Source organism: Gemella massiliensis (assembly GCF_900120125.1).
Taxonomy (GTDB): domain Bacteria; phylum Bacillota; class Bacilli; order Staphylococcales; family Gemellaceae; genus Gemella; species Gemella massiliensis.
Genome location: NZ_LT635546.1, coordinates 358559 through 384059 on the forward strand (window position 1 = coordinate 358559; position 25501 = coordinate 384059).

Annotated in this window: 23 protein-coding genes; 18 read left to right on the forward strand and 5 right to left on the reverse strand. The window is 28.6% G+C overall.

Annotation, left to right across the window (positions count from 1 at the left end; all coding sequences use genetic code 11):
- From yihA to BQ7358_RS06795, 16 genes are all read left to right on the forward strand, one after another.
- Positions 1–594, forward strand: coding sequence for a ribosome biogenesis GTP-binding protein YihA/YsxC (gene yihA, locus BQ7358_RS06720; protein ID WP_062173570.1), 594 nt, complete (start codon positions 1–3; stop codon positions 592–594).
- A 259-nt stretch (positions 595–853) separates the two neighbouring features.
- A complete protein-coding gene (gene sufC / locus BQ7358_RS06725) occupies positions 854–1594 on the forward strand; it encodes a Fe-S cluster assembly ATPase SufC (protein ID WP_072520392.1) in 741 nt (246 codons plus the stop codon).
- A gap of 1 nt (position 1595) precedes the next feature.
- The gene (gene sufD / locus BQ7358_RS06730) at positions 1596–2891 is read left to right on the forward strand and encodes a Fe-S cluster assembly protein SufD (RefSeq protein ID WP_062173566.1); all 1296 of its coding nucleotides are present in this window, start codon (positions 1596–1598) and stop codon (positions 2889–2891) included.
- Between the two features lie 6 nt (positions 2892–2897).
- Positions 2898–4127: an aminotransferase class V-fold PLP-dependent enzyme gene (locus BQ7358_RS06735; protein WP_062173564.1), complete on the forward strand. Its 1230-nt coding sequence runs from the start codon at positions 2898–2900 to the stop codon at positions 4125–4127.
- A complete protein-coding gene (sufU, locus tag BQ7358_RS06740; RefSeq protein WP_062173562.1) occupies positions 4117–4551 on the forward strand; it encodes a Fe-S cluster assembly sulfur transfer protein SufU in 435 nt (144 codons plus the stop codon). The genes BQ7358_RS06735 and sufU overlap by 11 nt, the downstream gene beginning before the upstream one ends.
- A 42-nt stretch (positions 4552–4593) precedes the next feature.
- The gene (gene sufB, locus BQ7358_RS06745; RefSeq protein WP_062174739.1) at positions 4594–5973 is read left to right on the forward strand and encodes a Fe-S cluster assembly protein SufB; all 1380 of its coding nucleotides are present in this window, start codon (positions 4594–4596) and stop codon (positions 5971–5973) included.
- A 386-nt stretch (positions 5974–6359) separates the two neighbouring features.
- On the forward strand, positions 6360–7346 hold the full coding sequence (locus BQ7358_RS06750) for a hypothetical protein (RefSeq protein WP_062173559.1): 987 nt from the start codon (positions 6360–6362) through the stop codon (positions 7344–7346).
- Positions 7347–7526: 180 nt separating this feature from the next.
- Positions 7527–8711 (forward strand): acetate/propionate family kinase, encoded by a 1185-nt coding sequence (locus tag BQ7358_RS06755; protein ID WP_062173557.1) that lies wholly within the window; start codon positions 7527–7529, stop codon positions 8709–8711.
- A 74-nt stretch (positions 8712–8785) separates the two neighbouring features.
- A complete protein-coding gene (locus BQ7358_RS06760; protein WP_062173555.1) occupies positions 8786–9955 on the forward strand; it encodes a CCA tRNA nucleotidyltransferase in 1170 nt (389 codons plus the stop codon).
- A 33-nt stretch (positions 9956–9988) separates the two neighbouring features.
- A complete protein-coding gene (locus BQ7358_RS06765) occupies positions 9989–11845 on the forward strand; it encodes an exonuclease domain-containing protein (protein ID WP_371523934.1) in 1857 nt (618 codons plus the stop codon).
- A gap of 142 nt (positions 11846–11987) precedes the next feature.
- Positions 11988–13274: an asparagine--tRNA ligase gene (asnS, locus tag BQ7358_RS06770; RefSeq protein ID WP_072520393.1), complete on the forward strand. Its 1287-nt coding sequence runs from the start codon at positions 11988–11990 to the stop codon at positions 13272–13274.
- A gap of 2 nt (positions 13275–13276) precedes the next feature.
- Positions 13277–13804 carry a DnaD domain protein gene (locus tag BQ7358_RS06775; RefSeq protein ID WP_072520394.1) on the forward strand — a complete coding sequence of 176 codons (528 nt, stop codon included), beginning with the start codon at positions 13277–13279 and terminating at the stop codon, positions 13802–13804.
- Positions 13785–14426 carry an endonuclease III gene (gene nth, locus BQ7358_RS06780; RefSeq protein WP_072520395.1) on the forward strand — a complete coding sequence of 214 codons (642 nt, stop codon included), beginning with the start codon at positions 13785–13787 and terminating at the stop codon, positions 14424–14426. Before BQ7358_RS06775 ends, nth begins: the two co-directional genes overlap by 20 nt.
- A gap of 19 nt (positions 14427–14445) precedes the next feature.
- Positions 14446–14898, forward strand: a complete 453-nt coding sequence (gene lspA, locus BQ7358_RS06785) for a signal peptidase II (RefSeq protein WP_062173544.1) — start codon at positions 14446–14448, stop codon at positions 14896–14898.
- 191 nt (positions 14899–15089) lie between these two features.
- Positions 15090–15785, forward strand: coding sequence for a CPBP family intramembrane glutamic endopeptidase (locus tag BQ7358_RS06790; protein ID WP_062173542.1), 696 nt, complete (start codon positions 15090–15092; stop codon positions 15783–15785).
- An 11-nt stretch (positions 15786–15796) separates the two neighbouring features.
- Entirely contained in the window at positions 15797–16942 is a 1146-nt protein-coding gene (locus tag BQ7358_RS06795) for an MFS transporter (RefSeq protein ID WP_062173540.1), read from the forward strand.
- 61 nt (positions 16943–17003) lie between these two features.
- Here BQ7358_RS06795 and recD2 read toward each other — a convergent pair whose 3' ends face one another.
- Entirely contained in the window at positions 17004–19331 is a 2328-nt protein-coding gene (gene recD2, locus BQ7358_RS06800) for an SF1B family DNA helicase RecD2 (RefSeq protein ID WP_062173539.1), read from the reverse strand.
- Positions 19332–19604: 273 nt separating this feature from the next.
- On the opposite strand from recD2, the gene BQ7358_RS06805 reads away from it, so the two are divergent.
- The gene (locus BQ7358_RS06805; protein ID WP_062173537.1) at positions 19605–20483 is read left to right on the forward strand and encodes a LysR family transcriptional regulator; all 879 of its coding nucleotides are present in this window, start codon (positions 19605–19607) and stop codon (positions 20481–20483) included.
- Positions 20484–20661: 178 nt separating this feature from the next.
- Entirely contained in the window at positions 20662–21390 is a 729-nt protein-coding gene (locus BQ7358_RS06810; protein WP_062173535.1) for a DUF554 domain-containing protein, read from the forward strand.
- 43 nt (positions 21391–21433) lie between these two features.
- Here the strand turns inward: BQ7358_RS06810 and BQ7358_RS06815 are convergent, their stop codons facing one another.
- The 4 genes from BQ7358_RS06815 to BQ7358_RS06830 all read right to left on the reverse strand — a co-directional run bounded on the left by BQ7358_RS06815 (position 21434) and on the right by BQ7358_RS06830 (position 25446).
- Positions 21434–22255 (reverse strand): lipoate--protein ligase family protein, encoded by an 822-nt coding sequence (locus BQ7358_RS06815; RefSeq protein WP_062173533.1) that lies wholly within the window; start codon positions 22253–22255, stop codon positions 21434–21436.
- 97 nt (positions 22256–22352) lie between these two features.
- The gene (gene buk, locus BQ7358_RS06820) at positions 22353–23420 is read right to left on the reverse strand and encodes a butyrate kinase (RefSeq protein WP_062173531.1); all 1068 of its coding nucleotides are present in this window, start codon (positions 23418–23420) and stop codon (positions 22353–22355) included.
- Positions 23421–23422: 2 nt separating this feature from the next.
- Complete coding sequence (locus BQ7358_RS06825) at positions 23423–24328, reverse strand: phosphate acyltransferase (RefSeq protein WP_062173529.1); 906 nt, start codon at positions 24326–24328, stop codon at positions 23423–23425.
- Between the two features lie 68 nt (positions 24329–24396).
- A complete protein-coding gene (locus BQ7358_RS06830) occupies positions 24397–25446 on the reverse strand; it encodes a PTS sugar transporter subunit IIC (RefSeq protein ID WP_062173527.1) in 1050 nt (349 codons plus the stop codon).
- Positions 25447–25501 lie beyond the last annotated feature (55 nt).

The window sequence follows — 25501 nt, forward strand, 5'->3', positions numbered from 1 at the left end:
ATGAAAAAGTTAAATATTCATAATGTTGATTTAATGATAAGTGCCGTATCTAAAAAACAATATCCGAAACACAATAAACCGGAAGTTGCTATGTGTGGTAGGTCAAATGTGGGTAAATCGACATTTATTAATACAATATTAGAAAGAAAAAACTATGCCAGAGTATCATCAAAACCGGGGAAAACAAGAACGCTTAACTTTTTTGATATAGATAATAAAGTAGTATTAGTTGATGTTCCGGGGTATGGATATACTAAACTTTCCAAAGGTGAACAAGAAAAGTTATACGATATGATAGTAGAGTATCTTGTTAATAGTGAAAATTTAGGTTTTGTACTACATTTAGTAGATAGTAGACATAAGCCATCACAAGATGATATAGAAATGAATGAATTTTTGAATTATTATAAAATTCCATTTGTTTTAGTGCTAACTAAAGTTGATAAAATATCAAAAAATGAACTTGCAAAAAATATGGCAAAAATAAAAAAAGAATTAGATTTAACAAATAATATTTCAGTGATTGGGTTTTCTTCAGTTACAAAATTAGGTAAGGAAAAAGTAGTGGAAGAAATATCAAAAATTTTAGTATAAATAATATAAAATCGATTTTCTTATTAGAGATTTATCTATAATGGTTGTATAATAAATATTAAGGTATAAAAATATCCTTTACATCTCATTATAGAATCCCTTTAATGAGCAAGTCGATTTTTTAAGAAAAACTGTTGATAAGCGTTTAAAAAAGTTTCCTTAAAATTAAAAATTTGATAATTAAAGTAAAAAATATTATAATTAATGGGGTATTGATTTAATTATTTTATAACAAAAAAGTATATGGAGGAAATTTTAGATGTCAGTTCTAGATATTAAAGATTTAGAAGTATCGATTAATAAAAAACAAATTTTAAAAGGGTTAGATTTAAAAATTAAATCAGGAGAAATTCATGCTGTAATGGGTCCTAATGGTGCCGGAAAATCTACACTTGCGTCTGCCATAATGGGGCATCCTAAATATGAGGTAGACGGAGGAAGTATTTTACTTGACGGTGAGGAAGTATTGGATATGGTGGTAGATGAACGTGCGCGTGCAGGTTTATTTTTAGCTATGCAATATCCATCAGAAATACCGGGTGTTCCAACATCCGAGTTTATAAAATCTGCGATTAATGCTCAGCGCGAAGATAATATTCCGTTGATGAAGTATATAAAAAAATTAGATAAAACAATGAAATTTTTGGATATGGATTTAAAAATGTCTCAGCGTTATGTAAATGACGGTTTTTCAGGTGGTGAAAAAAAACGTAATGAGATATTACAGTTAATGATGATAGAACCCAAATTTGCTATTTTAGATGAGATTGATTCAGGTCTGGATATTGACGCATTAAAAGTTGTTTCTAAAGGCGTTAATAAAATGCGTGGTGAAAATTTTGGATGTTTAATTATCACTCATTATCAACGTTTATTAGATTACATTGTTCCTGATTTTGTCCATGTACTAATGAATGGGAAAATTGTAAAAACCGGTGGGTCTGAACTGGCATTACGTTTAGAAAAAGAAGGATATGATTGGTTAAAAGAAGAGGTTTAATATGGAAAACAATAAGTTAAAATTAAGTATTAAAACTTTAAAAAGCGTTTTTTCTGATACAAATGAACCGACATGGTTTTTAAATATTAGAAAACTGGCTATGTATAAAAGTTATACTTTGCCTTTTCCTAAATTAGAGTCTATGAATTTAGAAAGTTGGCAATTATTTAATATTGATTTTTCGAATTTAAGGCTTCCTGATGAAAAAATTGATATTAATGAAATAAAAGATAAGTATAATATTAAAGATTCCGATATTGTTATAATTCAAAAAAACAATACAATACTATATATTAATGTTCCTGAACAGTATAAAGAAAAATTGGTTATTAAAAATATTTTTGAAGCTATGAATAATGACCACATTAAAGATAGTTTTTTATCTGTTGTTGATTATGCAGAAAGTAAGGTTACAGCGGTTCACTATAGTTTATTAAATGCCGGTTTATTTGTAGAAACTAAGGATAATGTTGTTATTAATGAACCTATTCAGTATATTGTAATAACTGATAAAAAACAAAGTTTATTTAATCATGTAACTATAAAAGCGGGTAAAAATTCGTCAATTAATTTTGTAGAAAACTATATAAACAATTTGAAAAATGATGATACACCGTTTAGTATTGTAGTAGAAGTTGTAGCAGAAGAGAATGCCAAAGTAAACTATAGTTCTATAACCAATTTACCGAAAGGAAAACGAGGGACTATTTTGCGTCGTGGATTAACAAACGATAATTCACTTATTAACTGGAATGTAGCAGCTATGGATGAGGCTGACGTTTATCATGACAATACTACTAATATTCTTGGAGACGGTTCGGAGGCTAACTTAAAAATAGTAACTCTTGGGGTAAAAGAACAAAAAACATATTTTAATAGTGAAGTGGTAAATCAAGGGTTAAACTCTAAAGGAGATATACTTCAACATGGGGTTATGTTAGATAGATCGCATATTGTTTTTAATGGAGTGGGATTTATTGTAAAAGGTGCTACCGGTTCAAATGCTTATCAAAGTTCACGAATGTTAACATTATCAAGTGAAGCAAAAGGTAATGCTAATCCAATGTTGTTAATTGATGAAAATGATGTTATGGCAGGGCATGGTGCTTCTCTTGGAAGAATTGATGAGGAACAACTTTACTATTTGCAAAGTAGAGGATTATCAAAAAAAGAATCAAGTAGATTATTAGTTCATGGTTTTTTGTCACCGGTTATATCAGAACTAACAGTTAATTTTATCAAAGAAATGGCAACTGTACTTATCGATGAAAAAATAAATAATAATGAGAGTGAATAGTATAATATGGAAAAATTCAGCAGTGTTAGGGAAGATTTCCCTATTTTAAAGCGAAAAATTGGAGATAATAAGTTAGTATTTTTTGATAATGGTGCAACTACTCAAAAACCTATTCAGGTAATAGATGCTATAACAAATTATTATAAAAATTATAACTCAAATATTCATCGTTCGGTTTATACTTTAGGTGATGAATCAGAGAAAATTTATATGGAGTCAAAAGAACTCGTAAAAAATTTTATTAATGCTGAAAGTTATGAGGAAATAATCTATACAAGTGGGACTACTGAGGGCTTAAACTTTGTTGCAAGAATGGTAGAACAAGAGTTAAACAGTGGTGATGAGATAATTCTTAGCTATATGGAACATCATGCTAATATTGTACCGTGGCAACAACTTGCTAAACGAAAAAATCTTGTATTAAAGTATCTTGAACTAGATGAAAAAGGTAGAATAAGCATAAATCAACTGCAAGATTACATTACTGCTAAAACTAAGGTTGTTTCCCTTTGTCACGCTTCTAATGTATTAGGTAATATTAATCCTGTTTATAAAATAGGGGAATTGTTAAAAGATAAAGATATTTATTTTATAGTAGATGCGGCACAATCGGCACCACACTTAACACTTGATGTTCAGAAAATGAACTGTGATTTTTTGACGTTTAGTGCTCATAAAATGTGCGGTCCTACCGGAATAGGGGTGCTTTATGGGAAAAAAGCATTATTAGAAAAATTTGATCCTGTTGAATTTGGTGGCGGTATGATTGGTATTGTTGAAGAACGTTCTGCGACATGGGCAGTTTTACCGGATAAGTTTGAAGCGGGAACGCCGTTATTAGCACAAGCTGCCGGTCTTGGTGCTACGATAAAATATTTAACTAATCTTAATTTAGAAAATATAGAAAAATATACTAAGGAATTGACTAAGTACCTTTATGATGAACTTTCTAAAATTGAAGATATAGATATATATGGTACTGATAATATTAATGAGAAAGTATCATTGATTTCATTCAATTTAAGGGGTGTCCATCCACATGATTTAACGAGTTTCTTGGACGAAAAAGGTATATGTATTCGTGCAGGACATCAATGTACCCAGTTGTTATTACAAAAATTAGGTGTTTACTCTGTTGCCAGAGTTAGTTTGTATTTTTATAATACAAAAGAGGAAGTTGATTTCTTTATTAAAACATTAAAAGAAACGAAGGAATTTTTTGATAATGAGTTTTAGTGATTTAAAAGATTTATATAAACAAGTGATCTTGGATCACAGTAAGCACCCACGTAATTATGGAGTGATAGAGGATAGTTACAAATTGGAAATGCTCAATCCTTCGTGTGGTGACAAGATTACCGTCAGTATGTGTATTGAAAATAATATTATAACTGATATTAAATTTATTGGGACAGGTTGTTCTATTTCTCTTGCTTCTGCTTCCATGTTAACAGAAGAATTAAAAGGTCTTAGTGTAGAAAAGGCTAATGAAAAAATAAAAGATTTTTTAAATATGATTATGGGTATGGAGTATAATGCCGATAATCTTGAAGACAGTATTTCTTTAGAAAATATTTCAAAATTACCGGCACGTGTTAAATGTGCTACATTGGCATGGAAGATTACAGAAAAAATATTAGAAGAAAATAGAGATAGTTAAAGTGTAGAAAAAGGAGTGAGTGCATTGAGTAAAAACGAAGAAATGTTTACCGATTATCAGTATGGATTTTCTGATGTTGATGTTTCAATATTTAAAACTGAAAAAGGTTTAACGAAAGAAATAGTTGAAACTATTTCAAAAAGAAAAAAAGAACCGGACTGGATGTTGGACTTTAGGTTGCATGCTTTGAAAGAATTTTATAGAATGCCAATGCCTACATGGGGTGGAGATTTATCCGAAATTGATTTTGAAGATTTAACCTATTATGTAAAACCATCTGAAAAAACAGAACGTTCTTGGGATGAAGTACCGACAGAAATCAAAAATACATTCGAAAAACTTGGTATTCCGGAAGCGGAGCAAAAATATCTTGCCGGTGTATCGGCACAATATGAATCAGAAGTTGTTTATCATAATATGCACAAAAAATTTGAAGAGTTGGGAATTATTTTTGAAGATACCGATACGGCACTAAAAAATCACGAAGAAATATTCAAACAATATTTTTCAAAAGCCGTGGATTATAACGATAATAAATTTGCAGCTTTAAATTCAGCAGTTTGGTCAGGCGGTTCATTTATTTATTGTCCTAAAAATGTTTCTATAGATGCACCATTACAGGCATATTTTAGAATTAATAGTGAAAAGATGGGACAGTTCGAACGTACATTAATCATTATTGAGGAAAATTCTTCTGTACATTATGTAGAAGGTTGTACAGCACCAACTTATTCTGCAAGTTCATTGCATGCAGCGGTTGTAGAGATATTTATTAAACCTAATGCACGTTTTAGATATACAACTATTCAAAACTGGTCAACAAATGTATATAATTTGGTAACAAAACGTGCTATCGTTGAACAAAACGGAACAATGGAATGGGTTGATGGAAATCTCGGCTCTAAGCTAACTATGAAATATCCGGCATGTGTTCTAGTTGGAGAAGGTGCCAGCGGTAGTACATTGTCGATTGCTATGGCGAGTGAGGGACAGGTGCTTGATGCGGGTTCTAAGATGATACATTTAGCACCAAGGACATCTTCTACGGTAGTATCTAAATCAATGTCACGTCGTGGCGGTAAAGTAAACTATCGTGGTTGGATACACTTTGGTAAAGATTCTGAAGGCTCACGTTCTAATATTGAATGTGATACGTTGATTTTAGATGAGTATTCAACATCTGATACTATTCCGTATAATATTATTCAAAATTCTAATGTATCATTAGAACATGAAGCCAAAGTATCAAAAGTTTCAGAGGAACAACTATTTTATTTAATGAGTCGAGGGCTAGATGAAGCACAAGCAACAGAGATGATTGTTATGGGATTTATCGAACCATTTACAAAAGAATTACCTATGGAATATGCAGTTGAATTAAATAGATTAATTTCATTTGAAATGGAAGGCTCAATCGGTTAATAATATGGTTATATAATAAATTTCAAAGAATTAAGATGTAAGACAAATAAGTTAATTAAGCTCTATGTTAAATAGTGGAGATAGAGAAAATTAGCCTCTGCAAAATGAGGCTCTGTGTCAAATACGGGCATGAGAAAAAAATAAAGATAAAATGCTAAGTAACATTGTGTTGCTTGGCATTTTTCAAATCACTCTTAAAAGAAATATTATTTTTATACTCAGAAACAAATAATCTGAAAACAACTAAAATGCGTAATCTAAAATTATTAGTTTCACATCTATTGTAACACTGCAATAGTCAAAATATTTGATTGTAATAATCATTTTGTTTTTTAAGATATTGTGATATTATAATATTAAACAATGATTTTAGGAGAAATATAGTTATGAATAAAAATAATAAAGAACAATATAATAATGTAAATAATTATTCTGAATACAATCAGGATAATTATCAAAATCAAAATTTTAATGATGAAAATTATCAATATGATCAATTTGGGAATTATAATACTGACTATCAGCATAATAAATTTAATAATGAACAATTCCAAGAAAATTATACAGATATACATCAAAATAACTATAATAACTTTAATGAAGAATATTACAAAGAAAAGCCTAAAAAGAAGAAAGGATTAATCACTTTTATTAGTGTAGTGATAATTTTAGTTTTAGGAGTTGGTGGTGTTTTCGGTTATAATTATTTTGTAAAAAATAAAACCATTACTGTTAATATGTCACAATATGATATTGAATTTGTTCCTTTTGGGACTGATGGAGACGGGAAACCGGAAGTGGATATAAAAAATATACCAACAGTAAATACAGATAGCGAAGATGTGAAAAAATTCTTACAAGAACCAACGATAACTTATAATAAAAATGATAATTTAAAAAATGGAGATAAAGTAGAAGTAATAATATCATTAAGTAAAACTTCTGCACAGGCAAAACATTTGGTACTTAAAGGGGAGTATAAAAGAACGTTTACTGTAAGAGGATTGAATGAAAAAACTAAAGAAAAAACAGTAATCGTAGGAGATAATCCATCATTAAGCGGAAAAATAAAAGAAGATCCTTTAATTGATACGAAAAAATTGTCAAAAGAACAAGTAGCCAAATGGGTAAAAGCATGTTATATAGAAAATAATACAGAATTAACAAATGATGATTTTATTGTTGATGTTTCGCTTGGAGAAGATAATTTAGTGTATGCTGTTTTAAGTAAAAATCCTAAATCATCTAAATTTAACTCACCTAAAGTGTTGGATCATCGATATAGAATAAATGCACATGGGGAACTGGAAATAAGCTCACGCTTGAAAGATGAGTGGACGATTATAAGTCGTGTATTCAAATATATAGAATAGCGTAAAAATTTAACGGTAAAATAAATAAAGGTGGGAAGCCTATCATAAAATATAATTATCTTCTTACTTATCCGTATCGTTATTTTGTAAAATTTTTTAAATAGCACTTGTAATTGTAAGCGATTAGTGAGATAATATTTAATATAATGTAAAACAACAATTAAGAGGAGATAGGCACTTATGACAAAGATATTAGCTATAAATTCGGGGAGTTCATCTCTTAAATTTCAATTATTTGAAATGCCTGAAGAAAAAGTTATTACCAAAGGATTAGTAGAAAGAATAGGAATTGAAAATAGTATCTTTACTATTGAGTTTAACGGAGAGAAAGATAAACAAATATTGGATATTCCTAATCATGATACAGCTATAGAAATGTTGCTGGAAAAATTAATATCGAAAGGGATAGTAAAAGATGTAAAAGAGATTGAAGGTGTAGGACACCGTGTTGTACATGGTGGAGAATTCTATGATTCATCTGTACTAGTAACTGATGAAGAACTGGCTAAAGTTGATTCAATTGAAGATTTAGCACCTTTACACAATCCGGCAAATATTAAAGGTGTACGCTCATTCCAAAAAGAATTACCGGGAGTTCCAAATGTATTAACATTTGATACAGCGTTCCACCAAAGTATGCCAAAATCTACTTACATGTATGCAGTACCTAGAGAGTTTTATGAAAAATATGGCGTTCGTAAATATGGGGCTCATGGAACAAGCCATAGATATATTGGACAAAAAGTTGCTGAAATTTTAGGTAAAGATCCTAAAGAATTAAAAACTATTTCTTGTCATATAGGAAACGGGGCATCAATCTGTGCTATTAAAAATGGTAAATCATTTGATACTTCTATGGGATTCACACCGCTTTCAGGCTTGGTTATGGGAACTAGAACAGGAGATATAGATCCGGCGACAATACCTTATATTGCACAAAAAACCGGTCTTTCATTAGAGGAAATCGTTCATATTTTCAATTTTGAATCAGGACTTAAAGGTGTTTCAGCTATCTCATCTGATTTACGTGACGTAGAGGTTGCAAGAGATACTGATCCGCACGCAGCAGAAGCTATTGATGTATATATTACAAGAATTAAAGAATATATTGGGGCATATGCAGCAGCGATGAATGGTGTCGATGCTATCGTCTTTACCGCAGGTGTTGGAGAAAACGCAGCTTGGGTACGTGAAGAAGTTCTTGAGGGCGTATCATTCTTAGGGGTTGAGGTTGATAAAGAGAAAAACGGCGTACGTGGTAAAGTCGCAGAGATTTCTACACCGAATTCTAAAGTAAAAGCATTTGTTATTCCAACAGATGAAGAAGTAATGATTGCTAGAGACACTTATAACTTATCTAAATAAATAGCAAGGATTTTAGTAGGCTGGGGCTTCCACTCCGGCCTTTTAATTTTATAAATGTGAAAAGCAGGTGAATTGTGTTAGAATATAATAATGAATTATTTAAAGAAAAATTTAATACAGCTATTGAAATTCTTAAAACATTTGAAAACAACAACTTTAAAGCATATTTTGTAGGTGGTTGTGTTAGAGATTATATATTAAAAAAAGAATTTTCGGATATAGATATAACAACTAATGCATTGCCGGAAGAAATAAAAACTATTTTCAATAGAACTATTGATACAGGAATCAAGCATGGGACTGTAACAATTTTCCATAAAGGTAATTATTATGAAGTTACAACTTTTAGAACGGAATTAGACTATACTAATCATCGTTCTCCGGATAAAGTAGAATTTGTTGGCAGTTTAGAAAAGGATTTAGAACGCCGTGATTTTACGATTAATGCAATGGCACTGGATTCAAGAGGACGACTTTATGATTTTCATAATGGGCTTAGCGATTTGAATTATAAAATCATTAAAACTGTAAATTCCCCAAATGAACGCTTTAATGAAGATGCACTTAGAATGTTGCGGGCATTCCGGTTTTCTTCCAAATTAGAATTTAAAATAGAGGATGAAACTTATAATGCTATTGTGAAAAATAGAGAATTAATTAAATTTGTTTCTATAGAAAGAGTAGTAGTTGAATTTAAAAAATTATTACATGAAAAAGGTAATAAAAATGCTTTAGAACAACTTATTAATAGCAAAATAGGCTGTTATATTCCTTTTATTAAATTTGTAAAAGAGTATACTGATTTTGCTAATTTTACTTTTTCTCAAGCATTATATTGGTTAATGTATTTTAATAATATAGAGTTATTGGAGTTAAAAAAATTAAAACTTTCCAATAATGAAATAAATAAAATTAAAAAATATAAAAAAATAAAATTGGAATTTGACAAAAAAACTCCTATTGAAGTAATAATTTATGATTTTGGAAAAGAAGATGTTAAATTCATAGTGGACATATTTAAGATTATGTCAATTGAGAAATTAAATGATATTTCTCTACCTATTTTAAACTTTTCTGAAATAGAAATAACATCAAAGGAAATAATAAAAATAATAAATAAAAAACCCGGATCATGGATAAAAGAAGTTAATAGGTTAATTGAAGTAAATATTTTATTAAATAATCTACAAAATAGTAATAAAGAGATAATAGATTTTTTATTAAAATTAAAGGATAAAATATAGATAGATAAAATTTAATTTTGTAATGAAAGAGAGGTGAGTAATTTGAAAAATAATAATTTTTGTATTGTGGATATAGAATTAACGGAAGAAAAAGAAATAATTCAATTAGCTGCAGTAAAACTGGATAGTAATTTTTTTGAAGTTGATAGTATGAACTATTATATAAAACCTGAAACAGGGTTATCCAATTTTGTTGTAGAATTTACAGGAATTACTGATAAACAACTTAGTAATAAACCGAAATTCTCTGATATTTCAAATAAAATATATAATTTTATAAAAGATTCTATTTTAATTTGTCATGGTTTAGATTCCGATTATGGAATTTTATATAAGCATTTTATTAAAAACGGAATATATTATAAACCACCTAAAATGTTTGATACTGTTAAATTGTCACAATTATTCTTCCCAATGGAAAGTAGTTATAGATTATCCGATTTAGCTAATTCATTAAATCTTTATAATGGAAATAATTATCACAATGCAAAGACGGATGTTATAGTCACATCTAATTTATTAAAAAAAATAACAAAAAAAATATCTTCTCTTGAACAAGAAAATTATAATAAAATATTAAAAATATTAACAGCTGTTAAATCCGATATTATTTGGTTTATGAAATTTAGTAGAACAAAAAGAAAATTTGTGAAAAATAATATAGGGTATATTTTTTATGCCGGAGTAAAATTTAAAAAAATATATTATTCAAATAAAAATAAAAATGTATCAGGAAAAATATTTTTTTCTGCAATTCCTGAAGAAGAATATGCTAAAATGTTTAAAATAAGAAACTATGAAATATTAAAAAATAAAAGTTCTTATGTTCCGCTTAATATATTTTCGCTCTTACCCAAGAAAAAAGATAATAATTTAGTCAATCTTAGAATAAAGTTAATTGTTTGGATATTGGAAACAAGTACGGGCGATTTTTCGGAATTAAATCTTTTAAATTCTGAAAAAGTATTTTTAGATGAAATTATGGATTACTTATCAAATAGCCATAAGTCTTATTATTTTGATATAAGAAATAAAAAAGCACAGATGAGCAAAAATATTATTACAAATTATTCTAATATTTCAAATATTATTAAAAATATATATTTTAAAAATTATAAGTTAATATTTGAAAATGCCAATGTACTGGGAAGAGAATTAAATTCTAAAAATATAAATTTCTATTTTTATAAAAATGTTATAACAGAGTTAAATATTGCTATATCGCAAAATCCCAGCAATAAAAATTTAAAAAATATTCGTGATAATCTGGATAGTTTGGTTAAATTTTTAAATGAAATGTATATTTCCGAAAGTTTGTTTTTATATAACGATAGTATTTATTTTATTAAGCAGGATATAGGGATACTTAAAGATGAGGTAAGTAATAGTAAGTTGAAAATTCCTATAACCAAAAGTTTTATTTTAAATTTGGATAAGGCAATAATAAATGAAAAAAATAGTTTTAAATTTGATAATTTTACCCAAGAGAACAGCTTGTACTTAAAGATTGTTAATGACAAAAATATAAAATATATAGTTAATTCTATTCATACAAAAAAATATTATTATTTAAATGTAAAAAACAGATTGAATATTAGTTACGTTTCCGATAAAAATGAGATATTGTTTAATAAAATACAAGGCAGAATTTTATATATTTTTGAAAGTAATAAATACCGTGACTTATATTTTAGTGAACGTGATAAAAAATCTTATATAAAATATATTAATTTTTCGTCAACAGATAATTTTAGAGACTTATATATTGATCTAAATAAAAATAATCGTTTAATGTATGTTTGCTATGCTACTAAAGATATTTTAGAATATAATTGTTATTTAAAAAATATCTTTGATTCTATAGTTGTTTTAAAAAATTTAGAATATTAAGTATTATATAAATATAGAAGCATTTTGATTTGATATTATTCCGTTATTATTTAAAAAAATATTATTTTATGTTATAATTTTATTAGTTTTTATAATTAAAGATTGAAATATTTAAAAGTAATTTTTTAAGGAGGAGTTTAGTTTGAACATCAATAATTTAAAGGAAAAACTAGGTCAAAAAGTAACGATTGGTGCTTGGATTTCCAACAAAAGAAGTAGTGGAAAGATAGCATTTTTACAATTACGCTATGGTGCCGGATTTATTCAAGCTGTTGCATTAAAAGAGAGTTTAGGAGAAGAACGTTATCAACAATTACGTCATTTGCCTCAAGAATCTTCATTGAAAGTAACAGGATTAATTAAAGAAAATAATAGAGAGTTATCCGGTATTGAGTTGGAAATTGAAGATTTTACAATTATTTCGGAAGCAATTGATTATCCAATTACGCCAAAAGAACATGGAGTAGAGTTTTTAGCAGATAATCGTCATATTTGGATACGTTCTAAAAAACAACATGCTATTTTAATCGTTCGTAATCAAATTATCAAATCAACTTATGATTTCTTTGAAAAAGAAGGATTTTTAAAAACTGATCCTCCAATTTTAACTTCATCTGCTCCTGAGGGAACTACCGAATTATTTAATACAAAGTATTTTGACGAAGAAGCCTATCTTTCTCAGTCCGGTCAATTATATTTAGAAGCTACTGCTATGGCATTCGGTAAAGTATTTTCATTTGGGCCGACGTTCAGAGCGGAAAAATCTAAAACACGTCGTCATTTAATTGAATTTTGGATGATTGAAGCAGAAATGGCATTTTGTAATCATAATGAAAGTTTAACATTACAAGAGGCTTACGTTAATCATTTAATTGCTGATGTTATTGAAAAATGCCCTGAACAACTAAAAATTCTTGGGCGTGATTTAGAAACTTTAAACAATGCTCGTGGTGAATTTCCTCGTATTAAATATAAAGATGCTATTAAGTTGTTAAAAGATAATGGTTTTGATGATATTGAATACGGTGACGATTTCGGTTCTCCACACGAAACATTTATAGCAAACAGTTATAATAAACCTGTATTTATTACTAATTGGCCAATAGACATTAAACCTTTCTATATGATAGAAGATCCTGCTGGCCCGGGGACAGTATTATGTGCTGATCTTATTGCACCTGAGGGCTATGGAGAAATCATTGGTGGTTCGCAACGTATTGATGATTATGATAAATTGCTGGAAAATATCAAAAAGCATGATTTAAACTTGGATGCTTACGGTTGGTATTTGGATCTTAGAAAATATGGTTCTGTTGAACATTCAGGTTTTGGTCTTGGATTGGAAAGAACTGTGGCATGGATTACAGGAAATGGTCATGTTCGTGAAACTATCCCATTCCCACGTCTATTAAATAGACTTACACCTTAATTATGCTAAATGTTAACACTAATGGACTATTAGTTGATGCTGAATTTTTAATGAATTACAAAAATTATAATTTATCTGGAGAGGAAGCAATTTTTCTTCTTCAGATAAATTACTTAACAGAGCAAGGGGAGAAAATATTTTCTGTAAATTCATTTTCAGTAGCACTAAATATGCCTGAAAAAGATATATTTTCTATGTTGGACAGTTTACTTAGAAAAAGAGTTATTAAATTAGCAAAAAATAATAGAATTAGTTTTATTATTTTTAATACTGAAGATAATTTTTATACTCTAAAAGAATTACTAAAATTAGTTGAGAGTATGGTTTCAAGAATGTTGACTTCGAGAGAAATTGATATTATTTCATCTTGGATTGACAGAAAATTTTTAAAAAGTGAAATAGATGAAGCCCTAAACATTTCAAAAAATATTAATTATGTAAATGGAATTTTAAATAATAAAATTAACAATGATATGATAAATTCGGAAGAAAGCGAGAATATTTTGGGATATGACTGGCTTAACAAATAAAAAATTGAATGAAAAAGCTAAAAAAGTAAGTAAATATCTTGATAGAGTTTTTCCAAATGTTGAATGTGAGCTTAATTTTTCTAATAATCTTGAATTAATTATTGCTGTATTATTATCGGCACAGTGTAAAGATGAGTACGTTAACCGTGCTACTGTTGGTTTATTTGAAAAATATAAAACTATTGATGATTATGCTGATTCCAAAGTTAATGATATAGAAAAATTAATTAAAAGTCTAGGATTATATAAGGCAAAATCAAAAAACATCGTGGGTATGGCAAATATGTTAAGGGATGTTTATGATTACAAAATACCACAAACACGTGAAGAGCTTATAAAGTTACCCGGTGTTGGTAGAAAAACAGCAAATGTTGTCCTTTCTGTTGGATTTGGGATACCGGCTATTGCTGTTGATACGCACGTAGAACGTGTTACAAAATTGATGGGGCTTGTTGATATGAATGCTACACCGCTGGAAGTAGAAAAGAAATTAATGGAGATATTTCCTATGAAAGATTGGGGGAAAATTCATCATCAGCTTATACATTTAGGTAGATATAAATTACCTGCACGTGGTGAAAAAGACACAGATCCCGAGTTGGAAAGATTATTAATTGAATAATTTGTAAGGAGAGTTCGATATGGTATATATTATTATTTTTTCAATAATTTTTATTTTTTTAGATCAGCTTAGTAAATATTTTATTCTTAATGATATGAATTTAGGAGATAGTAAAGAAATCATAACTAACTTTTTTAATATTACTTCTCATAGAAATCGTGGAGCAGCTTGGGGAATACTTCAAGACAGCAGGTACTTTTTTATAGTAACAACACTTATATTTTTAATTATTCTTTTTTATTATATTTATAAACAAAGAGAAAAAATTACTAAATTTGATATTCTTACTTTTTCGCTGATTGTAGGTGGTGCAATTGGTAATTTTATTGATAGAATAATACGTCATGAAGTTGTTGACTTTTTAGATTTTGAATTATTCGGATATAATTTTCCAATTTTTAACCTTGCCGATACATTTATTTGTGTAGGGGTATTGTTTTTACTTGTAAAAATATATAAAGAAGAAAATTAATAAAATATGATAAAACAGTAAGGTAATAAAATTTTATTATCTTACTGCTTTTTGATAACATAAAATATTTTGTGTAGATAAAATATTTAAAAGAAAATAAATTTATTATTATTCTTTTACTTGTAAAGTATTTGAATTAAAAGTATAACATTGTTATAATTGATATTATAGTTTTTATTTATGGAGGTAATATGAGAATTTCGTTTAAAAGAGGTAATATTAAATATTTATTAATTAGCGGTTTAATTTATTTTATGGCTGTATTTGTAATACCGAGTATTTTACCGACATCAATAAATGTTTACACAAGATTAAATATTGTTCTGGCTTTATCAATAGCTGCAACTATAATTTTAGGAATGTATAGCCGAAAAATAACGAACGACATAGAACATGATGGAAAAAGGTATAATTTTTTAATACTTTTTACAATAGGACTTATAGGGTTTATGGCAATGATGTTTTTACAGGGAGCTGTTAATTATATCTTGCAATATTTAGCGAAATTTTTTGAATTCCAGACTACAAGCAAAAATACCAGTCATGTAGTAGAAATTATAAAACGTATGCCAATTTTCGTGTTATATGTAACTGTATTAGGACCTATTATGGAAGAATTATTTTTTAGAAAAGCTGTTTTTGGATATTTTTATGATATTTTTCTTGGAAGTAAATCATGGATAAGATTTACTATACCTGCAGTAATAACAGGAGTAGTGTTCGCTTTACCGCACGACGGGTTTTCTCCGCTTATGTTAATTTATATCGTTATGTCAATAGTATTTAGTTATTTATATACTTTAACAAAAAGTATTATTACTCCAATGGTTGCTCATATATTTATGAATATTTTAGTTGTTGTTGTTCAAATATTTTTAGGTGCATAGAGGAGAGAAATATGTCATCAAAAACATGGTTATCCACAAATTATTTTTTACAATTTGCAGTAAATGGTGTATTTTTACCGTTTTGGATACTTTATTTAACGAGTGTAAAAAATATAACAGTTTTAGAGGCAAGTTCAATATTTTCAATGTTATATTTTGCCAGATTTCTTAGTGGTATTTTTGTAAGTCCCTATTTAGTAAAAAAATATAGTTTAGGTTTAACGTTGAAAATATCGGTTGCTGTGGGACTTGTACTTGCAATAAGTTATGGTTTTACAAATGAAAAAAGTATTTTAACTATAATAACATTTTTATTTGGAATGATTTATTTCACAGTATCACCATTGGTGGAAAGTCTTGCGTCACTATTTTTAAAAGAGGAAAATATTGATTATGGTAAGGTTAGAACATATGGTTCTGTCAGTTTCACCTTGGTTGGAATATTAATTGGTGGTGTTATTGGTTATGTTGGTAACAATGCGCTATACTATATTTTAGTATTTTTGGTATTGATATATTTGATTTTTATGTTTTTGCCACAACCAAAATTAGTAAGTAATCTTAAAGTAGAAAAGGAAGAAAAAAGAGAACAATTATATTCATGGGTAATAAAAGATAAAAATGCCTTATTTTTAATTATATCAATTTTTTTATATCAACTAGCTCATACAGCTTATAATAATTATAATGCTATTTATTTAGAAAGTATGAATATATCTGCGAAATGGTTATCAGGAATAATCTTGAATATTTCTGTGATAGCTGAAATATTATTTTTTATTTTTTCAAAAAATATAATTAGTAAAGTAAAACCAACACATCTTTTTATTTTATCCGGAGTTGGTGGTGTAATACGTTGGGCAGTGTTGGGAACTTTTCATAATATTTATGTTTTTATTTCAATGCAATGTTTTCATGCAATAACATTTGCAATGTCACATATTGCTTTTATTTTGATTTTAAATAAAGGATTTAGCACAAAAAAAATTATTGATATGCAGAATTTATATATGGCTATAGGTTTTCAACTAAGCATGGCTGTAGGACTTTACCTTATGGGAGGATTATGGGATATTAGTACAACATATGTTTTTTATGCTTCGGCCGGAATAGCATTAGTTGGAACAATATTTGCAATGAAAATAAAAGAGAAGTAAAAAATAATTTTATCATATTATAAAATTTTAATACATAAATTAAGTTAGTAAAACCGAAAGACTATAGAAAGTCTTCCGGTTTTATATCATTCATACCGATCATCGGGTCTATTATATTAATATTTTTAAAAGTTAGTATAGTATCCTCATTAAATTTATTATTAAATTCATTATCAGACGAATTATATCTAAAGAACCATTCTAAAGCTGTTTGTCGACTAATGGTATTCGTCGGTTCTATAGATTTATAAAATACATTAGGATTTCCACAAAGAATTAATTTCTTTTTGGCACGGGTTACAGCAGTATATGTTAAATTTTTATTTAACATAAAATTATAAGAATCTATAAAAGGTACTATTACATTATCAAATTCAGAACCTTGTGCCTTATGAATAGAAGAAGCATAAGCTAATGTTATTTGATTAAGTTCTTGTTTTTCATAGGTAACAAAATTTTCATCATAGTTGATTATAATTTTGAATTTTCCGTCTTCTTTTACTATATCATAGATATATCCAATATCACCGTTAAAAATATTATCTTCCGGGCGATTAACAAGTTGCATAACTCTATCATCAATCTTGTAGATTAATTCTCCATATTCAATATAAACTTCATTTATATTAAATATATTTTGGATAGTTTTATTAATTTCATTTATACCTACCATTCCTTTGTAAATAGGGGCAAGAATTTGTATTTTTTCTTTTCCGGATGTTTTTAATAAGTTACTATAAGTTGTAACTATTACATCAAGAATCTCGTTTTTATTAGCCATTAGGAATTCTTTATCATCGAAATTTTCAAGTACATCAAATGGGATATTATTTTTTATAGAATGGGATATATTTATAATACTAGAATTTTCACTTTGTCTGAAAATTCTATTCAATTTAACTGTTGATATTGTATTAGAGTTTATTAAATCGTTAAGAACATTACCGGGAGCGATTGAAGGAAGTTGATCATTATCTCCAACTAAAATAATTTTTGCATCAAAGTTGATTATTTTAAGAAGATTATACATTAAAAAAACGTCAATCATACTGGCTTCATCAATAATAACAAGTTCAGATTTAATACTTTTATCGCTAATAAATTCTTCCATATTTTCATTTTCATTAGTCCAACCGATTGCTTTATGTATCGTTGAAGCGTAGAAACCGGTGCTTTCTGCCATTCGTTTAGCAGCCTTTCCGGTAGGTGCACAAAGGGTCAGAATATTTTTATGTTCGTTTAATAGATCGCTAAGATCATAGTTTTTAATTTTTTGAAAAATTTTTATCACTGCAAGAATAATAGTTGTTTTTCCGGTACCGGGGCCTCCCGTTAAAATAGAAACATTGTTTAGGATAGAATTTTTTATTGCGGCAATTTGTACAATATCATATTTAATGTCTAATTCTTCTTCCACTTCTTCAATATATGTTTCCAATAATTTATCATCTAAATTAATAGTGTTTTCTCGTTCTAAACGTTTTTCAATATCACTATAAATAGAATACTCTGAATAATATATTTCAGGTAAAAATATTTTATCATCAAGTTCAATAAGTTTTCCCAAATCAAGGGCATAGTTTAGAGAGTTTACAATATCTTCCTTAGCTAAAACTTCTTCACGTGATGCATAAAGTGTATTAAAAGTGTTATAAAGCAAACTATTTTTCTTAATGTAAGTATTTCCGGTAGAAAAACAAAATGTGTTTATTGTATAAATAAAACCATATAAAATACGCTCTTTATCATTAGCGGCTATCCCATTAATTTCGGCAATTTTATCAACAGTTTTAAAATTTATTCCTTTAATATCTCGAATAAGAGAATATGGTGTTTCGGTTATAGTTTTTATTGTATTATGTTTATAAAAATTATAGATTTTTAAAATTAAATTATTACTAAGATTATATTCATTAAGTTTTAAAATAACATCTTGTGTTTGTTTATTAGTGATAATAGTAGAATAGATAATATCTTTTCGTTGTTTAGTGATACCCTTAATGTTATATAAAGAATCTTTATCATTATAAATTTTGTCAAGTGCTTCAATACCGAGAGTATCAACAATATGTTCAGCAGTTTTTCTCCCGATACCTTGAAAAATAGAGCTTGATAAATAAGAAATTATAGCTTCTTTATCTTTTTCAATAATGGGCTCGGCAACTATAGCGCTAAGTTGTTTACCATATTTTCGGTGTTCAATAATTTCTCCTTTAAACATATAAAGCACTTCATTTTCAAATTTAACATCGGGGAAAGTCCCAACAACACTGAAATAATCCCCATTAATAAAATCGTAATTATCATTTAAAAATATAGAAAGAATGTAATAATTGTTTTCTTTGTTATGGAAAATTATTTTATTTAAAAATCCTTCAACAGTTTTCATTATCTAACTCCTAATAAACTAAGTAATAACACTATAATAATACATAATAGACAAAAAGTCTATAAATAGCTAATAATGATAGTTGTAATTTTAATAGATATATTAAATTAAAGTATAAAAGGTAAAATATTAAAAGTAGTATGCAAAAAATGACATATAAAATTTTAAATTATATTAATAATATTGTAAGTATAGTTTAATGCTAAAACTAGTGGCGTATAAAAATATAATTTGTTATAATAACAATGTAAAGAATAATAGGAGGGAGAATATATGGACATAAGACAGCTTAATTATTTTGTTACTGTAGCAGATAAAAAAAATTATTCATTGGCAGCTAAAGAACTTTATGTGACACAGCCTACATTATCGCTTGCTATACAAAAATTAGAAAAAGAATTTGAAACAGTGTTATTTAAACAAAGCAACAGACAGCTAATACTTACTGAAAGTGGGAGAGTACTTTATGAAAGCGGAAAAGAGCTATTAAAAAACTATAATAAAGTTGTAGAGAAAATGAATGATTTTCATAATAGTAATCAAACGGTATTAAAAGTAGGGCTTACTGTACTTTTTGCTATACAGTATATGGACGAAATTTCAAATTTTATTGCTACACAACCTAAGGTTGAGTTACGTTTAATACAACACGGTTCTAAAAAATTACAGCATATGGTTGTGAATGATGAATTGGATATCGGACTATTGTCATTTCCTCAATATGAGAATTCCATTATTATGGAAAAAATAGAAAAGAAAAAAGGTTCATACAAGGCGGCGGTTGTACTTCCAAAAAATCACCATCTTTCTGAGAGAAGTTCATTATCTATAGCGGATTTTAAAAATCAAAAACTAAGTTCTTTATCTAAAAGTTATGTATTAGGTAATGAAATATATATTAAGTGTCGTGAATATGGTTTTGATCCTAATATAGTTTTTACTGATGATAATTGGACAGTGCTTGTAAAAAGTGTTCTTACGTTTAACAGTATGGTATTATTGCCGGCAGAATTTGAGGAAATTGGGAAATTTTCCGATGTTAAGTGGATACCTTTGGAAGAGGATATAGAATATTTTATTGGTGTTGCACATAGAAAAGATAAAGAAATTTCTGAAATGGCAGAGTTGTTTATTGAATCTATATTGAAGTAGAAAATAAAAGAGAAATAATTTTTAATGTATAGATATTATTTACATAAAATAAATTACGTAAACATATATAATTTTTTTATTACTTAAAACTGACTTATAAAAATATTGTTATCTTTTTTAATACGTGTTACAATAGTAATTGTAAATAAGATTATTTAATATAGAAAAGAGGGGTAGTATGCCGATAGGAGTGTTAATCAACACAGCGGCAATTTTTCTTGGCGGTATAGTTGGGGTATTATTCGGAAATAAATTTTCTGAACATTTTAAAGAACAACTTAATCTAATTTTTGGGTTATGCTCAATTGGAATGGGAATTTCAGCAATAGGACTTATGAAATATATGCCGGCAGTAATTTTTGCAATAATTCTCGGTACAATTTTGGGAATTATATTTCATCTTGGTGAATGGATATATCGAGGTTGTGCGCAATTACAAAAGGCAATGGTTAAAATTATACCTACACGTAAAAATACAATATCGGAAATAGAATCATTAACGGTGTTAATTACGGCGATTGTGCTTTTTTGTGCTAGTGGTACAGGTATATATGGTAGTCTTGATGAAGGAATGACGGGGGATGCCAGTTTACTGATTGCTAAATCTGTCCTAGATTTCTTTACAGCTGCAATTTTTGCTTGTAACCTTGGTTATATCGTATCACTTGTTGCGGTACCGCAATTAATCATTTTTTCATGTTTATATTTTTCAGCTGGATTTATTGTACCGTTAACAACACCGGATATGGTTGCTGATTTTAAAGCATGTGGTGGTTTTTTGATGATTGCGACAGGTTTTAGAATAATTAAAGTTAAAATGTTTCCGGTTGCTGATATGATACCGTCAATGGTTATTGTTATGCCGCTAAGTTGGTTGTGGGTTAATGTGATTTTACACTTAATATGATTATGTATACATTGAAAAAATGGACTTTTAAATCAGTTCATTTTTATTTTTGCTTTAAAAAATATTCATTACGTTCTTTTGATTTAATAAAAATTTGTTCATAATTTTCTAACATTTCGGCAGTATAAATTCCTTCTTTTATAATAATGTTTAAAGAAGCTAAAACTTTATTAATACGTTTAAAAATATCTTCTACTGTTAAAGGAATTCCAAGTAAATTTTCTAAAGTATCCATACACTCAGGCTTAATAATGGGGTAGTTGTAGTTAATTTTTTGATTAGAAATTCCGATGTCATAAAATTCTTTCATAATTCCAGCACGTCGGTTTTGATTGCCAAACAGGCTTATGTAAATAGAGATAATGACGGAATTTTTTATTTTTCGTTGGGCAATACCTGCAAATTTTTTTCCGTTAATACTCAGATCAAAATCTCCCGGGCAATATGAGTTTTTAATTTCATATGCTTTTATTGATTTACTTCCTTCGGGAAATATAGCTTTAATGAAATCAGTCATAAGAAAATAACCTTCATTAATTGAAAAATTTTCTTTGGGTTTTGTCATAATAATAGAAAAATTTAAAATACCGGTATCAGCGATAATTCCAAGACCACCGATATTTCTAACAGCAGGAATCATATTATTTCTATAAAACGTAAAAAGCGATTTATAAAAGAATGGAATTCTTGTATCAGGAATACCGATTATAGCTGAATTGGTTAATGTATATATGTGTAATATACATTCATTATCGGACAGTTCGGTTCTTAAAAACATCTCATCGGTTGCAATTGGAATAAGTGGGTTTACAATATTTATTGTTTTAAAAATATTAAATTTTTTATTTGTTAACAGTTTAAGCATAATGACTCCAAAAATGAAATTATTGTGTTACTTACTTATTATATCAAAAATAAAAAATCAAGCCAATATAATTATTAGCCTGATTAAGATAAATAATTTATTTTTCTTTAAAAATTTGAGCTGTTTCTTCACCATTTAAAACACGTAGTGCACCGTTAGCGAGTGCTGACATTTCTTTTTCACCGGGGACGGTAAAAAACGGTGCAATAAATTTCACACGCTCATGTACTTCTTCTGCAATAAAACTAGAATGAGCAATTCCTCCTGTGAGTACAGTTGCATCTACATTACCTTTTAAAACAGTCGCTAATTCTCCAATAGCTTTAGCAATTTGATAAGCCATAGCTTTTAGAACCAATAACGCTTTTTCATCACCATTATTCATCAATTCATGTATTTTTCGTGCATCATTTGTGCCGAAATACGAAACAAGACCACCTTTTTTTCGAGTTAGTTCGGTAACGGTTTGTTTATCGTACATGTAACACAGTTTGATATATTGTTTCAAAGGAATACCGCCCGTACGTTCACTTGAGAACATTACTTCATCATCTGAAATAACATCTATCATACGTCCTTTTTTATGTGCACTTGCGCTGGCACCACCGCCAACATGAACAACGATTATATTGCTTTCTTCATATGGTTTGTTAAGAGTTTTAGCTATCGTTCTGGCAACTGCACGCATATTCAATGCGTGGCCGGTGCTACTTCGTTCTATTAAAGAAGAACCGGAAATACGTGCAATATTGTCCATTTGATCGACAGTAACGGGATCATAAATAAATGATTTTGCAGATATAGAACCGAATTCCTTAGCAACTCTGTTTGCAAGAGCAGCACCAAGATTAGATGCATGTTCTAAGACCGGTCTGTTTTTTAAACAATCAATTAATTCATCGTTTACTTCTATAGCACCGGCTTCAACAGGTGGTAATAGTCCTCCGCGCCCAACGACAGCATCAAAGCTAATGTTCGTTAAATGTGTATTAATAATGTTTTTAATATCTTTAAAACGTAAATCAAGTTGTTCAAAAACTGTTTTAAATACTTTTAAATCATCAATATTATAAGTAAGTTCGGTTCCGAATACTTGTTGTTCATCTTCAAAATAAGCAACTTTAGTCGAAGTTGCACCGGGATTAATAACAAATATTTTTTTCATATTTATTTACCTCCACTGACTAGTAATGCGAGTGCTAATGAATATTTTTTTTCTATTTCAGTAGCAGAACGTGATGTTAAAACAATAGGAACGGTTGCTCCAAGCACAAGACCTGCCATTTGAGCGTTTGCCATTAGAATAAGTGATTTAGATACAGCATTTCCTGAAACAATATCCGGTACCAGCAACACATCCGCATCACCTTGAATAACACCGGTATAGCCTTTTTCTTCAGCAATAGGTTTATCAAGTGATATATCTAGTGATAGAGGGCCCTCGACTATAATGTTTGTGTTACTTTTATATTGTTCGGCTATTTCAGCAGCTTCGACGGATGATTGCAGTTTAGGGTTAACTTTTTCAGCAGCTGATAATAAACTGATTTTTGTTTTTTTATATCCTAATTTTGTAAAAATATCAGTTACATCGGTAATAATTTGTTTTTTTTGTTCTATAGTCGGAAAAAGGAGCATACCACCATCGGTGATACCAAGCAGTTTATTGTAATTTGGAATATCCAAAAGTGCTAGATGGAAAAGTACATCATTATTTCGAATACCTGTTTTACTGTTAACAACTTCACGAAGTAATGTTGCGGTATTAAGTTGACCTTTCATTAAAAAATCAGATTTTTTATTTTTGATTAATTCAACACCTTTCTTGGCAGCCAGCGTATCATCAGCCTCATCAATAATTTCATATGGAATATTTTCAGTATCAATAGAGGAAAGTATATTGATAATAGTTTCCTTAGAGTCGATTAAAATAGGAGTTAAATATCCTGCACGTGCAAACTCAAAAACACTCTGTAATGCGTGCTTTTGACCGGCTTTAACGACAACGATTTTTTTTGGAGTTGCTACATTTTTTTTTAATAATTCATCAATTTCTTTAAAATTTTTTATCATACATAAATCTCCTTGTAAAAAATGCACCTAATAAAACAGAATTTATTGTTGTTATTAGGTGCAATATATTATAAATTAATTTTATAGTCTTCTTCTTTAATAATAGGGATAATTTTTGTAAATAACTTAACAAAGAAATATCCTGTGATAATTGGTACTCCTGCAAAAATCAGAAAGGCTTTAATTATCTCAAAAATTCCTCCATTAGTAGTGCTTAGGTGTGCTAGTGGCCCTACAAATCCACTAAAACCGAAACCTGCACTCATTGCAGTACCTTTAATATTAAAAAATGTTGCTAGAACACCGGTGCATGCGGCACTGCATATAGCAGGGAGCATAATTTTTGGTTTAGCAAGAACATTTGCCATTGAAATTTTCGGCGAACCGATAAAATGTGCTAAGCTAATACCTTTACTATTAACATACCATCCTGCAATTGCAAGGGTAAAACCACAAGCACAAATACCAAGGTTAGCAGCACCGGAAGCAATACCGTCAATATTAATAGCAAGTGCAACACCAACAGAAGTAATCGGTGTTACTATTAAACAAGCGAAGATAATAGCAATTAGAATTGTTAGTAAAATCGGTTGAAGTGTTAATAAATGTTTAATACCGTCTCCGAGAATTCTAGTCAATTCTGAAAAGAAAGGCAGTGTATATCTACCAATACCGCCGACGCCAACTAATGTCAATGGCGGTAGTATTAATACCGCATAATTCTTAGTTTTATCACCGATTAATAGTATAAAAGCGGTAGCTAATGCTGCTGTAAAAATCATAGTAACAATGTCACCGGCACCTTTTAACATAAGTCCCGTTTTATCAGGTGTTAAAACAATAGAACCGCTTGCGTAAAGTGTAGCTAATCCGATGGAAATAGATTGTATAGGTGTAAACTTAAACATCATCCCTATAATAACACCGGATGCAAGCCCGATAACGGCATTAGATATTGTTGTTGACATTGATAAAAACGATAAACTTGGATATGCTTTGACTAAGGGTTTTAATAATTCACCTAGTAATGCGCCGGGTATTAAGCAAATAACAGTACCTAAAGCAATACCATTAAGTACATTCATAATAAATGTTTTAAACGTTACTTTTTCTTCCATTATAGTAACCTCCTTATAAATATTTAGTAGTAAAAATACTTGTTAAATATTATAA

Bases quoted from the DNA above. Each gene is read 5' to 3' on its own strand.
- buk (WP_062173531.1), bottom strand. From the start codon at position 23,420: ATGAAAAAAATATTTGTTATTAATCCCGGTGCAACTTCGACTAAAGTT.
- lspA (WP_062173544.1), top strand. From the start codon at position 14,446: ATGGTATATATTATTATTTTTTCAATAATTTTTATTTTTTTAGATCAG.
- BQ7358_RS06825 (WP_062173529.1), bottom strand. From the start codon at position 24,328: ATGATAAAAAATTTTAAAGAAATTGATGAATTATTAAAAAAAAATGTA.
- BQ7358_RS06830 (WP_062173527.1), bottom strand. From the start codon at position 25,446: ATGGAAGAAAAAGTAACGTTTAAAACATTTATTATGAATGTACTTAAT.
- recD2 (WP_062173539.1), bottom strand. From the start codon at position 19,331: ATGAAAACTGTTGAAGGATTTTTAAATAAAATAATTTTCCATAACAAA.
- BQ7358_RS06790 (WP_062173542.1), top strand. From the start codon at position 15,090: ATGAGAATTTCGTTTAAAAGAGGTAATATTAAATATTTATTAATTAGC.
- BQ7358_RS06775 (WP_072520394.1), top strand. From the start codon at position 13,277: ATGCTAAATGTTAACACTAATGGACTATTAGTTGATGCTGAATTTTTA.
- BQ7358_RS06755 (WP_062173557.1), top strand. From the start codon at position 7,527: ATGACAAAGATATTAGCTATAAATTCGGGGAGTTCATCTCTTAAATTT.
- BQ7358_RS06815 (WP_062173533.1), bottom strand. From the start codon at position 22,255: ATGCTTAAACTGTTAACAAATAAAAAATTTAATATTTTTAAAACAATA.
- sufC (WP_072520392.1), top strand. From the start codon at position 854: ATGTCAGTTCTAGATATTAAAGATTTAGAAGTATCGATTAATAAAAAA.
- BQ7358_RS06810 (WP_062173535.1), top strand. From the start codon at position 20,662: ATGCCGATAGGAGTGTTAATCAACACAGCGGCAATTTTTCTTGGCGGT.
- BQ7358_RS06805 (WP_062173537.1), top strand. From the start codon at position 19,605: ATGGACATAAGACAGCTTAATTATTTTGTTACTGTAGCAGATAAAAAA.
- sufD (WP_062173566.1), top strand. From the start codon at position 1,596: ATGGAAAACAATAAGTTAAAATTAAGTATTAAAACTTTAAAAAGCGTT.
- sufU (WP_062173562.1), top strand. From the start codon at position 4,117: ATGAGTTTTAGTGATTTAAAAGATTTATATAAACAAGTGATCTTGGAT.
- nth (WP_072520395.1), top strand. From the start codon at position 13,785: ATGACTGGCTTAACAAATAAAAAATTGAATGAAAAAGCTAAAAAAGTA.
- sufB (WP_062174739.1), top strand. From the start codon at position 4,594: ATGTTTACCGATTATCAGTATGGATTTTCTGATGTTGATGTTTCAATA.
- yihA (WP_062173570.1), top strand. From the start codon at position 1: ATGAAAAAGTTAAATATTCATAATGTTGATTTAATGATAAGTGCCGTA.
- BQ7358_RS06795 (WP_062173540.1), top strand. From the start codon at position 15,797: ATGTCATCAAAAACATGGTTATCCACAAATTATTTTTTACAATTTGCA.
- BQ7358_RS06735 (WP_062173564.1), top strand. From the start codon at position 2,898: ATGGAAAAATTCAGCAGTGTTAGGGAAGATTTCCCTATTTTAAAGCGA.
- BQ7358_RS06750 (WP_062173559.1), top strand. From the start codon at position 6,360: ATGAATAAAAATAATAAAGAACAATATAATAATGTAAATAATTATTCT.